Below are 12,027 nucleotides of genomic sequence, written 5' to 3'. Positions count from 1 at the left end.
CGTTGTGCGGGGCGGCGCCTCGGGGTGTTTTCGCGTTACCAGAATCGGCGACGCTTGGCTTTCTGTGGGCGGATCAGGTCCGCGCCCTTCGTCAGCAGCCGGGTCGCCCCGGAGGGACCACGGCGGGCCTCCAGGGTGTGGCTGAGCCGGCGGGCGCCGGCTGCGGCCAGTGGCACCGCGACGGCCATCACCGCCCACTGGGCAATGCGCTTCTGGATCATGTGGGTTCACCTCCGTCAGTGGCTTCTGACGTCTCTGATACCCAGCGTGACGTGTGGGTAAGCCTTCCTCAGGCCGTCGGGGCCACCGGGTTGGGCAGCGCGCCGCCGAAGCGCCGGTCCCGCTGGGCGTACAGCTCGCAGGCGTACCAGAGGTGGCGGCGGTCGAAGTCCGGCCAGAGCGTGTCCAGGAAGACCAGCTCGGCGTACGCGGTCTGCCAGAGCAGGAAGTTGGAGATCCGTTCCTCGCCCGAGGGCCGCAGGAACAGGTCCACCTCCGGGATCTCCGGGTGGTAGAGGTATTTCGCGACGGTCTTCTCGCTGACCTTCGCCGGGTCCAGTCGACCGGCCGCCACGTCCCGCGCGATGGCGGCGGCGGCGTCGCCGATCTCGGCCTGACCGCCATAGTTGACGCAGAACTGCAGAGTCAGGGTGGAGTTGCCCCGGGACATCTCCTCGGCGGTCTGCAACTCGGAGATGACGCTCTTCCACAGCCGCCCCGGACGCCCCGACCAGACCACCCGCACGCCCAGGTCGACAAGCTGGTCACGACGTCGACGGATCACGTCCCGGTTGAACCCCATCAGGAACCGGACCTCGTCGGGCGAGCGCCGCCAGTTCTCGGTCGAGAACGCGTACGCCGACAGGTACGGGATGCCCATCTCGATCGCACCCTCGATGGTGTCGAAGAGGCTGTGCTCCCCCGCCTCGTGGCCCTTGGTGCGGGCCAACCCGCGCTCCTTGGCCCACCGGCCGTTGCCGTCCATCACGATGGCCACGTGCTTCGGCACGGCCCCCGGGGGCAGCGCCGGCGGCCGGGCGCCGGACGGGTGGGGCGTCGGTGGCGTCGGCTCGCGCCTCGTCGATCGGATCACTCGGCTCTCTCCCTGCTCGTGCCGTCCGCTCCGGCCTGGACGTCACCGCCCGGCCGGAACATCGCAGCCCCCGCCTCGACGTCACCGCGCGGCCGGAGCATCCCAGCCCCACCACCGCCCGGCGGCGGGACCGTGCCGGTGACCGAGGTGCCCCGGTCGACCAGCGGCAGCGAGCGTAACGCGCGTTCCAGGTGCCACTGGAGGTGCGCCGCCACCAGACCGCTGCACTCCCGTCGTACACCGGTGTCGGTGGCGTCGGCGACCACCCAGTCGCCGGTGGTCAGCGCGGACATCAGGTCGATGGTGGCCGGCGCGGGATGGGCCGCGCCGGGCGGTCGGCAGTCCGGGCAGACCGCGCCGCCGGCCGGCACGGAGAACGCGCGGTGCCGCCCGGGGGTGCCGCAGACCGCGCAGGCGGTCAGGGCCGGCGCCCAGCCGGCGAGGGCCATCCCCCGCAGCAGGTACGCGTCGAGCACCAGGGTGGTGTCGTGCTCACCCCGGGACAGCGCCTTCATCGCCCCCACGGTGAGCTGGAACAGTCGCAGCGACGGCTCCCGCTCAACGGGAGTCAGCCGCTCGGCCGTCTCGGCGATCGCGCTGGCCGCCGTGTAGCGGGGATAGTCGCCGAGGAACCGCTTGCCGTACAGGTCGATCCCCTCGACCTGGCTGACCGTGTGCAGTGAGCTGCCGTGGTTGCCCTTGGGGTCACCGGCGAGTTGCAGGTCGACGTGACCGAACGGCTCCAGCCGGGCGCCGAACTTGCTCATGGTGCGGCGGACCCCCCGGGCGACCGCCCGCAGCCGGCCGTGCCGACGCGTGAGCAGGGTGATGATCCGGTCGGACTCGCCGAGCTTCTGCACGCGCAGCACCACCGCGTCGTCGCGGTAGAGCTGTCGGCGATACCCGGTCATCGGACCATTCTCCCTCGGGGTGTGAAATCAGGGTCGCTTCGGGGTGGATGCGCGGATGAACCCCGATGCGCCGGGCCGATGACCGCCCGTAGCGTGCTGGCCATGGCACTGCACCAGAGCACCACCGCCCGTCGTCACCGGGCCACCGCACGCGTCGCGTTGGGGCTGTCCACCGCTCTCATCCTGCTGGCCGGGTGCGACAACCTGTCCTTCCGCCGGTTGGACTACGACGACACCGAGCCGGTGAAGATCACCACCATCCGGGTGGACGGGGGCTCCGGTGACGTGATCGTCCGGGGCACCGGCGCGGCGGGCGAGGCCCGGATCAAGCGGGTGGTGCGCTACCAGGGCGGCGAACCCAAGGCACGGTACGAGATCAAGGACAGCGAGTTGGTGTTGAACACCGACTGCGGCGACCGGTGCAGCGTGTCGTACGAGGTGACCGTCCCCGAGGGGGTCACCGTGCAGGGCGACAGCGGCTCGGGCGACGTCGAGCTGACCAAGGTGGGCGCGGTGAAGCTGCGACTCGGCTCGGGCGACGTGCGGATGACCGAGGCCACGGGGGCGCTCGACGTGGAGACCGGCTCGGGCAACATCGACCTGAGCGAGGCCCGTTCGACAGTACGGCTGCGGGCGGGCTCCGGCGACGTCAGCGCCCGCCGCGTGGCCGGCGCCACCGACGCCGAGGCCGGCTCCGGCAACGTGACCGTCGAGATGGACACGCCGGCCTCGGCGCGGGCGCACGCCTCCAGCGGCGACGTCTCGCTGCTCGTGCCGGCGGGCAGCTACCGGGTCCGGTCCAACACCGGCTCCGGCGACGCACGGATCACCGTCACGGACGACCCGGCGGCATCCCTGGTGCTCGACGCCTCGGCCGGCAGTGGCGACGTGACGATCACCCAGCGTTGACGATCGCCGGGCGTCGGCCCGTCCCACGAAACCCGCCGACGCCCGCGCCGCCCGAGCGGGCCGGCGGCGAACCCTCAGAAACCCAGCTTGCGCAACTGCCTCGGGTCGCGCTGCCAGTCCTTCGCGACCCGCACGTGCAGGTCGAGATAGACCCGGCTGCCCAGCAGCTCCTCGATCTGCCGGCGGGCGTTCGTGCCGACCTCCTTGAGCCGGCTCGCCTTGTGACCGAGAACAATTGCCTTCTGGCTGGGCCGTTCCACGTACACGTCGGCGTAGATCTTGATGACCTGACCCTCGGGGATCATCTCCTCGACCACCACGGCGATGGAGTGCGGCAGCTCGTCGCGGACGCCCTCCAGGGCCGCCTCCCGGATCAGCTCCGCGACCAACACCTGCTCCGGGTCGTCGGTCAGCATGTCGTCCGGGTAGAGCTGCGGCGACGGCGGCAGGTATTTGGTCATCACGTCGACGAGCGTGTCCACCTGGTGCCCGGAGACCGCGCTCACCGGCACGATCTCGGCGAACTCGCCCAGCTCGCTGACCGCGAGCAACTGCTCGGCCAGCCGCCGCTTGTCGACCAGGTCGGTCTTGGTGACCACGGCCAGCACCGTCGCCTTCAGCTCGGCCAGCTCGCCCGTGATGAACCGGTCACCGCGGCCCACCGGCTCGTCCGCCGGGATGCACAGACCGATGACGTCGACCTCGGTCCAGGTAGAGCGGACCAGGTCGTTGAGGCGCTCACCGAGCAGCGTACGGGGACGGTGCAGGCCCGGCGTGTCCACCAGGACCAGCTGGGACTCCGGACGGTGCAGCACCGCCCGGATGACGTGCCGGGTGGTCTGCGGCTTGTTCGAGGTGATCGCGATCTTGGTGCCCACGATCGCGTTGGTCAGCGTGGACTTGCCGGCGTTGGGTCGCCCGACGAAACAGCCGAACCCGGCCCGGTACGGGCGGGTCTGTGGATCCTGCACCGGGCTCACTCGGTCACCGTGCCGAGGACCGTGCCGTCCGGGGCGGCGACGTGGATCGGCGCATCGGCCGCGAGGTCGCGCACCACGGCATGACCCGCGCCGTCCAGCGTCGACGCCTCGGTCACCACCGCCGCCGCCTCCAGCCGGCTCGCCCCGGCGGCAACAGCCGAGGCAACCGCCAACTGCAACGCGGTGAGGGTCAGCGAGGGCAGCGCGACGCTGGCCGCCGCGTACGTCCGGCCGTCCTGATCCCGGACCGCGGCGCCCTCCACGGCACCGACCCGCGCGCGGGCGCCCCGGGCCAGAACGACGAGCTTGCCGTCCTCGGCGCTCAGCGGCGTCGGCGCGCCGGGGGTGGGCCGGGCGGTGGGCGCGGCGGGTGTCTCAGGCATCGGCGGCTTGCCTCTCCTCGTCTCGATAATGATCCGGGTCGTCCCCGGGGCCGGCGTGGTCGCCGCGCCCGTCGGTGTCCTGCTCGTCGCCCGACTCCACCCTGCTGACCAGGACGGTGTCGATCCGGTTGCGCCGGCCCGTGGTGCCCTCGGCGACCAGCCGGAGGCCGGCCACCTCGGCCTGCGCTCCGGGGATCGGCACCCGCCCCAGCGACTGGGCGAGCAGGCCACCGACCGTCTCCACCTCGTCGGTGGGCAGGTCGGTGTCGAACAGCTCGCCCAGGTTCTCCACCGGCAGGCGGGCGGTCACCCGCACCGAGGAGTCCGCGAGGCGTTCGACCGGCGGGCGCTCGACATCGTACTCGTCGGTGATCTCACCGACGATCTCCTCCAGGATGTCCTCGATGGTGACGAGGCCACCGGTGCCGCCGTACTCGTCGACCACGACGACCAGGTGGTTGCGCGCCGCCTGCATCTCCGACAACAGGTCGTCGACCGGCTTGGACTCCGGCACGAAGGTCGCCGGGCGCATCAACTCGGCCACCGGCACCTGCTCGGCGTCCGGGTCACCGCCGCGGGACCGGCGGATCAGGTCCTTGAGGTAGAGCACACCGAGTACGTCGTCGACGCTCTCGCCGATCACCGGGATACGGGAGAAACCCGATCGCAGGAACAGCACCAGCGCCTGGGCGAGAGTCTTGCCCTCCTCGATCCACACCATCTCGGTACGCGGCACCATCACCTCACGGGCGATGGTGTCGCCGAGCGCGAAGACCGAATGGATCATCTGACGCTCGCCGTGCTCCACGACACCGCGCTGCTCGGCGAGGTCGACCAGCTCGCGCAGCTCGACCTGGCTGGCGAACGGCCCCTCCCGGAAGCCCCGCCCCGGGGTGACCGCGTTGCCGATCAGGATCAGCAGCGACGCGAGCGGGTTGAGCGCGCGACCCAGCCAGCGGACCAGAGGCGCGACCGCCCGGCCCACGGCGTACGCGTGCTGCCGGCCAATGGTGCGCGGGGCGACACCGACCACCACGAAGCTGACCACGGTCATCGCGCCGGCGGTGACGAGCGCGGCCCGCCAACCCGCCCCGAAGCTGTCGACCGCTACCAACGCCACGAGCGTGGTGGCGGTCAGCTCGGCGAGCAGCCGGAGCAACAGCAGCAGGTTGAGGTGCCGGACGACGTCCCCGGCCACGACCTGGAGGGTACGGGCGCCGCGTACGCCGTCCCGGGCCAGTTCGGCGGCCCGGGCCGGCGAGACCGCGGCGAGCGCCGCCTCGGTCATCGCGATCACACCGGCCAGCACCACCAGGCCGGCCGCGAACACGATCAGTTGCAGGTCGGGAAGACCGGCCGTGGGGCCGACCGCCAGTAACGAGGGAGTGGACATCACTGGGTGCGGGTCGACCGCCAGCTCGTCAACAGTCGAGCCTGGAGGGCGAACATCTCCCGCTCCTCCTCCGGCTCCGCGTGGTCGTAGCCGAGCAGGTGCAGCACACCGTGCACGGTGAGCAGGTGCAGCTCGTCGGCCGGGGCGTGCCCGGCGGTAGCCGCCTGCTTGGCCGCCACCTCGGGGCACAGCACGATGTCACCGAGCAGGGCCGGCTCGCCGCCGGCCGGGGCGGTCTCGCCCGGGCCGTGGTCGACACTTCCCTCGTCCATCGGAAAGGCGAGCACGTCGGTCGGGCCGTCCCCACCCATCCAGCGGTGGTTCAGCTCGGTCATGTAGTCGATGTCGACCAGCAGCACGGACAGCTCGGCGAGGGGGTTGACCCCCATCTCGTCGAGGGCGTGCCGGGCGACGGCGAGCACGGCGTCGGTGTCGACCTCGACACCGGACTCGTTGGCGATCTCGATGGACAACTGCTTTCCTCTGCTTTAGCGGCGGCGGCCGGCCCGGCCGCCCTGGGCGGGTCGCCCGGGCACGGCATGGACGCCCTGCGCCTGCTGGTCCTCCCGCTCGGCGTCCCAGCGGGCGTACGCGTCGACGATCTCCCCGACCAGCCGGTGGCGAACCACGTCGGAGCTGGACAACTGGGCGAAGTGCACGTCGTCGACGTTTTCCAGGATCTCCCGGACGACCCGTAGGCCGCTGCTCGTCCCGCCGGGAAGGTCCACCTGGGTGATGTCACCCGTCACGACGATCTTGGAGTTGAAGCCGAGCCGCGTCAGGAACATCTTCATCTGCTCGGGCGTCGTGTTCTGCGCCTCGTCCAGGATGATGAACGCGTCGTTGAGCGTCCTTCCGCGCATGTACGCCAGAGGCGCGACCTCGATCGTGCCGGCGGCCATCAGCTTCGGGATCGACTCCGGGTCGAGCATGTCGTGCAGCGCGTCGTAGAGCGGGCGCAGGTACGGGTCGATCTTCTCGTTGAGCGTGCCGGGCAGGAAGCCCAGACGCTCACCCGCCTCGACCGCCGGCCGGGTCAGGATGATCCGGTTGACCTGCTTGGCCTGCAACGCCTGGACGGCCTTCGCCATCGCCAGGTAGGTCTTACCGGTGCCGGCCGGGCCGATGCCGAAGACGATGGTGTTCGAGTCGATCGAGTCGACGTACCGCTTCTGCCCGAGCGTCTTAGGACGGATGGTGCGGCCACGGCGGGAGAGGATGTCGAGCGTCAGGACCTCGGCGGGCCGCTCGGCGCTGCCCTGCTCGAGCATGCCGACGGTACGCCGGACGGCGTCAGTGGTCAGGGTCTCGCCTTTCTCGATGAGTTCGAGCAGCTCACTGAAGACCCGCTCGGCGAGGGCGTTGTCCGCGGGAGCGCCGGTGATCGTGATCTCGTTGCCCCGCACGTGCACGTCGCTGGCGACCGAGCGTTCGACGAGACGCAGGATCTCGTCACCCGCGCCGAGCAGGTTGACCATGATCTTGGGGTCGGGCACGGTGATCCTGGTCTGCACCCGGGGCGGGCCGGGAGGTGGGGTGCCAGTCATAGGTCGGGCCGAGGGGCCCTGCGCACCTGCTCTCGATCTCGGCGCCGGCCTGCTGGCACGGCGTGCGGACGTTACACCCATCGTATCGGGTCAACGCGGGCCGCATCGCGTCCATTTCCGCTGGCCGCGATCAACCACCGGCCCGAAAGTCGTACCGGTCGAAGGTCTCCTGGTGGCGGGTGAACCGGTAGGTCGCCCAGTGCATCCGTACCACCGTTCCGGCCTCGTCGCGGGTCAGCCGCAACAGCTCGCCGACCTCCCGCCCGGAGACCGTCCGGAACACGTCCGGCCGATCCGGCAGCGGGGCGAAGACCGCCGGCGGGCGCCCCGGGGGGTCGACGGCGCGCTGCGCCCGCAGCGTCCCGTCCCGCCAGGAGAAGGCGTACTCGAAACCCTCGCCCCACCAGCGGCCGAGCAACCCCCGCAGGTGCGTCGGGGCGGGCGCGCCGGGCGTCCACGGGACGATGTCGGCGGGGTCCTGCTCGACCGCCTCGGTGAGCAGTTGGTGCGGCAGGTCGAACAGCTCCGCCGCCGTACCGGACGAACCGAGCACCGCGACGCCCATCGCCCCGGCCGTGCCGTCGCCGCCCCGGCGGCCGTACACACCGGCGAGGAAACCGGGCATCGCCCCGTCGTGCCCCACGTGCACCACCCGCTCGCCCTGCGGGATCAGGATGAGGCCGAGGCCGAAGCCGGTGCCCCAGAGCGTCTCGTCGGTGGTGGTCAGCGGCCAGCGCATCTCGTCCAGCGTGGCCGGGGTGAGCACCGCCCCGGCCGGGTCGAGTGCCGCCGGGTCGGCGAGGAACGCCGCCCAGCGGGCCATGTCGGTGGCGGTGCTCCAGAGCTGGGCGGCCGGGCCGACAGCGCCGAAGCCGGTGGGTGGCTCCGGGTGCGCCTCGTCGGAGTACGCGTCGACCAGGTAGCCGGTGGCCGCCGAGGGCCGGGGGGCCACGGTCGTGTCGGTCAGCCCCAGCGGCGTCAGGATCCGCTCGGCGAGCACCTCGGCCCAACGTCCGCCGCGCAGTCGGCCCACCAGCAGGCCGAGCACCGCCATGCCGAGGTTGGAGTAGTGGAAACGCCGGCCGGTGGGCAACACCTGCTCGGCGCGGTCCAGCCCGGCCACCAACTGCTCGGCGTCCGGCGCGTGCAGGGTGTCCCAGACGTCGCCGAACGGCTCGCGTTGCAGGCCGCCGGTGTGCGACAGCAGCCGGCGTACGGTCAGCTCACCGTGCGCCGGCAGGTCCAGGTGCCGCCCCACCGGGTCGTCCAGATCCAGCAGACCGTCGTCGCGGCACTGCAGGGTGAGCACCGCCGTGAAGGTCTTGGTGACCGAGCCGATCCGGAACTGGGTGCCCGGCCCCAACGGGCTGTCGGTGCCGGTGCCGCCGACGGTGCAGCTCCACAGCGGGCGGTCCGCCCGGTGCAGCGCCGCCGACACCGCCGGGACGCGGGCGTCGGCCTGCACCCGGCGGACCAGCCGGTCCAGACGGGTGTACGGGTGCGGGCCGACCGTCACGTCAGGTCCCGGGCGAGCATCGGGCCCAGGGGCGCGCCACCGAGCAGGTGGGCGTGCGCGTGGAAAACCTCCTGCCCGCCGTACGCCCCGGTGTTGAACATCAGCCGGAACCCGTCGCCGAGCAGCCCCTCGTCCTCGGCCACCGCGGCGGCCGTGGCCAGCACCGCACCGGCCAGCACCGGGTCACCCTCGGCGAGGGTGGCGACGTCGGCGTAGTGCTCCTTCGGAACGACCAGGACGTGCACGGGGGCCTTCGGGTCGATGTCGCGGAAGGCGAGCGTGGTGTCGGTCTCGCGGACCACGGTGGCCGGGATCTCCCCGGCGACGATGCGGCAGAACAGGCAGTCGGATCCCATCGGGGCAGTGTAGGGACTGACGGGCCGGGGACGCTCCGGTGCGGCATGCGCCGACGACCTGTTCGCGGCGGGGTACGGCTGAGGCAGGATGGCCGGCATGACGGATCGGGCGATTCTGGTGACGGGTTCCTCGCGCGGCATCGGACGGGCCGTGGTGGAGGCGTTCGCCGCCAGCGGGGACCGGGTGGCGATCCACCACCGCGACTCCGCCGAGGCCGCCGAGGAGCTGCGCGCCCGGCTGCCCGGCTCGGGGCACGTCGTGGTCCGCGCCGACCTCACCGACCCGGACGCGGTACGCACCATGGTCGACCAGGCCGCCGAGCAGCTCGGCGGCCTGGACGTGCTTGTCAACAACGCCGGGACGTACGGCGACCGGGACGTCCCGCACCCGATCTTCGGCACCTCGTACGCCGAGTGGCAGGCACGCTGGCGTCAGGTGCTGGAGACCAACCTGACCGGCGCCGGGAACGTGATCTGGTGCGCCGCCCAGCACCTGCGGGCGCGGGGCGGCCGGATCGTCAACGTGTCGTCCCGGGGCGCGTTCCGCGGTGAACCGGAGCAGCCGGCATACGGCGCCAGCAAGGCGGGGCTGAACGCGCTGGGCCAGTCCCTCGCGGTGGCGCTCGCGCCGTACGGCATCACGATCGCCACGGTGGCGCCGGGCTTCGTGGCGACCGACATGACGACCGAGCACCTGCGCGGCGAGCGGGGCGCGGCGATCCGGGCGCAGAGCCCGTTCGACCGGGTGGCCCGGCCGGAGGAGATCGCGGCCGCCGTGCACTGGCTGGCCTCACCCGAGGCGGAGTGGGCCTCCGGCACGATCGTCGACCTCAACGGGGCCTCCTACCTGCGCAGCTGACCGCCGCAGACCGGTCGGGTCAGGTGCCGACCCCACCGACGACCGGGGTCTCCCCCACCTGCTCATCGCGTCCTTTGCGCGGGCACGACCCACCGCAACCACAACCGGGTCGGACACGACCCACCGCAAACAGAGCTGGGTCTACCAGCGGCCGAGGCGAGTGGCGAGCACGCTGAGCGCGGCCACGCCGGCCGTGGAGGTACGCAGCACCTCCGGCCCGAGTCGTACCGGCCGGCCGCCGGCCTCGCGGAAGGCGGTCAGCTCGGCCGGGGCGATGCCACCCTCCGGGCCGATGACCAGGACGATCTCACCGGCGGGGGGCAGCTCGGCGGTGGTGAGTCGCTCGTCGGCCTCCTCGTGCAGGACGAACCCGGCGGCGGCACCGGCGATCCGGCGGGCCACCGTGGCGGTGGACTCGTCCGGCGCGCCGGCCACGACCGGCAACCAGGGCCGGCGGGCCTGCTTCGCGGCCTCGCGGGCGGTCGCGACCCACTTCTGACGGGCACGTACGCCCCGGTCGCCGCGCCACTGCGTCACCGAACGCGACGCCGCCCAGGGCACGATCTCATCCACCCCGACCTCGGTCATCGCCTGCACGGCCAGCTCGCCCCGGTCACCCTTGGCGATGCCCTGCACGGTGACGATCCGGGGTACGGGCGCGTCCGCGTACCCCCGGGAGGTGACGGCGACCTCCAGGCTGCCCCGGCCGACGGCGGTGACCACGGCGGCGGCCGTGCCACCCCGGCCGTCGGCGAGCAGCAGCTCCTCGCCGACCCGCAGCCGCTGCACGGTGGCGGCGTGGTGCCCCTCGGGGCCGTCGAGCGTCAACGCGTCGCCGGTGGGCAGCGCGTCGACCAGGAACAGCGGCGCGGACACGTCAGGCGTGGCCGTTGAACGCGTCGCGCATCCGGGAGAAGAAGCCGCCCTGCTTGGTCAACTCGGCGACCTCCTCACCCCGGGTCTTGGCGAAGTCGCGCAGCATCTTCTCCTGGTCGGGGTCGAGCTTGGTGGGCGTCCGGACGTCGAGGTGCACGTAGAGGTCGCCCCGGCCGGTGCCGCGCAGGTGCGGTACGCCCCGGGCGCGCAGCCGCAGCGTGCTGGCCGGCTGGGTGCCGGCCTTGACGTCGACGATCTCCTCGCTGTCCAGCGTCTTGATGGTGAGCCGGGTGCCCAGCGCGGCGGCCGTCATCGGCACGGTGACTCGGCAGTGCAGGTCGTCGCCCTTGCGGGAGTAGACGTCGTGCGGCCGCTCGTGGATCTCCACGTAGAGGTCGCCGGCGGTGCCACCGCCCGGACCCACCTCACCCTGCTGGGCCAGCCGGATCCGCATGCCGTCCTCGACACCGGCCGGGATCTTGACGGTCAGCGACCGGCGGGTGCGTACGCGACCGTCGCCGGCGCAGGTGGGGCAGGGGTGCGGGATGGTGGTGCCGTAGCCCTGGCAGACGGTGCACGGCCGGGCCGAGACCACCTGCCCGAGGAAGGTGCGCTGCACGGACTGCACCTCGCCGCGGCCACCGCACGCCTCGCAGGTCGCCAGGTGGGTGCCGGCCGCGGTGCCCGCGCCCGAGCAGGTGGTGCAGAGCACAGCGGTGTCGACGGTGATCGGGGCCTCGACGCCGAACGCCGTCTCGTGCAGGTCGAGTTCGAGGCGCAGGATCGCGTCGGCACCCGGACGGGTCCGTGGACGCGGCCCACGGCCGGCGCCGCCTGCGGCACCACCGAAGAAGGCGTCCATGATGTCCTGGAAGCCGACGAACGGGCCGGCGCCGCCCGGACCACCCGGGCCGCCCGCGCCCCCGCCTCCCGGGGCGAGCGGGTCGCCACCCAGGTCGACGATCTGCCGCTTCCGATCGTCCGAGAGGACCTCGTACGCGGCGTTGATGTCCTTGAACTTCTCCTGGGCCTCCGGGTCCGGATTGACGTCCGGGTGGAACTGGCGCGCCAGCTTGCGGTAGGCGCGCTTGATCTCGTCATCGGAGGCTTCCCGGCTGACACCGAGGATGCCGTAGTAGTCCCTGGCCACTGCGTTCCGTGTCCTCATGTTCGTCTCGCGTTGCGCCGACCGGCGGCCGCAGCC

The 12,027-nt window shown here is 72.4% G+C and carries 14 protein-coding genes; 2 read left to right on the top strand and 12 right to left on the bottom strand.

All coding sequences use genetic code 11. The features are described 5' to 3' along the window. Window positions 1-35 precede the first annotated feature (35 nt). The 3 genes from ACGFH9_RS10165 to recO form a co-directional block, all read right to left on the bottom strand. Window positions 36-221, bottom strand: coding sequence for a hypothetical protein (locus tag ACGFH9_RS10165; RefSeq protein ID WP_334630275.1), 186 nt, complete (start codon window positions 219-221; stop codon window positions 36-38). Window positions 222-289: 68 nt separating this feature from the next. Next, complete coding sequence (locus ACGFH9_RS10160; protein ID WP_393217237.1) at window positions 290-1,093, bottom strand: isoprenyl transferase; 804 nt, start codon at window positions 1,091-1,093, stop codon at window positions 290-292. After that, window positions 1,090-2,004 (bottom strand): DNA repair protein RecO, encoded by a 915-nt coding sequence (gene recO / locus ACGFH9_RS10155; protein WP_393217236.1) that lies wholly within the window; start codon window positions 2,002-2,004, stop codon window positions 1,090-1,092. The genes ACGFH9_RS10160 and recO overlap by 4 nt, the downstream gene beginning before the upstream one ends. Before the next feature lie 102 nt (window positions 2,005-2,106). Between recO and ACGFH9_RS10150 the strand changes: the two genes are divergently transcribed. Beyond that, window positions 2,107-2,913, top strand: coding sequence for a DUF4097 domain-containing protein (locus ACGFH9_RS10150; protein WP_393217235.1), 807 nt, complete (start codon window positions 2,107-2,109; stop codon window positions 2,911-2,913). 74 nt (window positions 2,914-2,987) lie between these two features. On the opposite strand, the gene era is transcribed toward ACGFH9_RS10150, so the two are convergent. From era to ACGFH9_RS10115, 7 genes are all read right to left on the bottom strand, one after another. Then, window positions 2,988-3,884 (bottom strand): GTPase Era, encoded by an 897-nt coding sequence (gene era, locus ACGFH9_RS10145; RefSeq protein ID WP_393217354.1) that lies wholly within the window; start codon window positions 3,882-3,884, stop codon window positions 2,988-2,990. A gap of 5 nt (window positions 3,885-3,889) precedes the next feature. Further along, window positions 3,890-4,276: a cytidine deaminase gene (locus tag ACGFH9_RS10140; protein WP_393217234.1), complete on the bottom strand. Its 387-nt coding sequence runs from the start codon at window positions 4,274-4,276 to the stop codon at window positions 3,890-3,892. Next, entirely contained in the window at window positions 4,269-5,693 is a 1,425-nt protein-coding gene (locus ACGFH9_RS10135) for a hemolysin family protein (RefSeq protein WP_393217353.1), read from the bottom strand. Before ACGFH9_RS10135 ends, ACGFH9_RS10140 begins: the two co-directional genes overlap by 8 nt. Then, window positions 5,669-6,142, bottom strand: a complete 474-nt coding sequence (gene ybeY / locus ACGFH9_RS10130) for an rRNA maturation RNase YbeY (protein WP_355244140.1) — start codon at window positions 6,140-6,142, stop codon at window positions 5,669-5,671. The genes ACGFH9_RS10135 and ybeY overlap by 25 nt, the downstream gene beginning before the upstream one ends. A gap of 15 nt (window positions 6,143-6,157) precedes the next feature. Beyond that, window positions 6,158-7,216 carry a PhoH family protein gene (locus tag ACGFH9_RS10125; RefSeq protein WP_393217233.1) on the bottom strand — a complete coding sequence of 353 codons (1,059 nt, stop codon included), beginning with the start codon at window positions 7,214-7,216 and terminating at the stop codon, window positions 6,158-6,160. 130 nt (window positions 7,217-7,346) lie between these two features. Continuing rightward, window positions 7,347-8,732 carry a serine hydrolase domain-containing protein gene (locus tag ACGFH9_RS10120; RefSeq protein ID WP_393217232.1) on the bottom strand — a complete coding sequence of 462 codons (1,386 nt, stop codon included), beginning with the start codon at window positions 8,730-8,732 and terminating at the stop codon, window positions 7,347-7,349. Further along, a complete protein-coding gene (locus ACGFH9_RS10115) occupies window positions 8,729-9,088 on the bottom strand; it encodes a histidine triad nucleotide-binding protein (RefSeq protein ID WP_393217231.1) in 360 nt (119 codons plus the stop codon). The genes ACGFH9_RS10120 and ACGFH9_RS10115 overlap by 4 nt, the downstream gene beginning before the upstream one ends. Before the next feature lie 97 nt (window positions 9,089-9,185). Between ACGFH9_RS10115 and ACGFH9_RS10110 the strand changes: the two genes are divergently transcribed. Continuing rightward, complete coding sequence (locus tag ACGFH9_RS10110) at window positions 9,186-9,947, top strand: SDR family NAD(P)-dependent oxidoreductase (RefSeq protein WP_393217230.1); 762 nt, start codon at window positions 9,186-9,188, stop codon at window positions 9,945-9,947. A gap of 141 nt (window positions 9,948-10,088) precedes the next feature. Here ACGFH9_RS10110 and ACGFH9_RS10105 read toward each other — a convergent pair whose 3' ends face one another. Both ACGFH9_RS10105 and dnaJ read right to left on the bottom strand, forming a co-directional pair. Further along, a complete protein-coding gene (locus ACGFH9_RS10105) occupies window positions 10,089-10,823 on the bottom strand; it encodes a 16S rRNA (uracil(1498)-N(3))-methyltransferase (protein WP_393217229.1) in 735 nt (244 codons plus the stop codon). Window position 10,824: 1 nt separating this feature from the next. Next, on the bottom strand, window positions 10,825-11,973 hold the full coding sequence (dnaJ, locus tag ACGFH9_RS10100) for a molecular chaperone DnaJ (protein ID WP_355244320.1): 1,149 nt from the start codon (window positions 11,971-11,973) through the stop codon (window positions 10,825-10,827). Window positions 11,974-12,027 lie beyond the last annotated feature (54 nt).

The organism is Micromonospora sp. NPDC049102, from assembly GCF_043197485.1.
Classification (GTDB): domain Bacteria; phylum Actinomycetota; class Actinomycetes; order Mycobacteriales; family Micromonosporaceae; genus Micromonospora.
Note: the sequence above shows the minus strand (reverse complement) of the source record. Positions and strands in the feature narration are given on the sequence as shown.

What these genes read in the sequence shown, in the direction of transcription:
- ACGFH9_RS10165 (WP_334630275.1), bottom strand. Translation starts at nt 221, where the DNA reads ATGATCCAGAAGCGCATTGCCCAGTGGGCGGTGATGGCCGTCGCGGTG.
- recO (WP_393217236.1), bottom strand. Translation starts at nt 2,004, where the DNA reads ATGACCGGGTATCGCCGACAGCTCTACCGCGACGACGCGGTGGTGCTG.
- ACGFH9_RS10150 (WP_393217235.1), top strand. Translation starts at nt 2,107, where the DNA reads ATGGCACTGCACCAGAGCACCACCGCCCGTCGTCACCGGGCCACCGCA.
- ACGFH9_RS10140 (WP_393217234.1), bottom strand. Translation starts at nt 4,276, where the DNA reads ATGCCTGAGACACCCGCCGCGCCCACCGCCCGGCCCACCCCCGGCGCG.
- ACGFH9_RS10125 (WP_393217233.1), bottom strand. Translation starts at nt 7,216, where the DNA reads ATGACTGGCACCCCACCTCCCGGCCCGCCCCGGGTGCAGACCAGGATC.
- ACGFH9_RS10115 (WP_393217231.1), bottom strand. Translation starts at nt 9,088, where the DNA reads ATGGGATCCGACTGCCTGTTCTGCCGCATCGTCGCCGGGGAGATCCCG.
- ACGFH9_RS10110 (WP_393217230.1), top strand. Translation starts at nt 9,186, where the DNA reads ATGACGGATCGGGCGATTCTGGTGACGGGTTCCTCGCGCGGCATCGGA.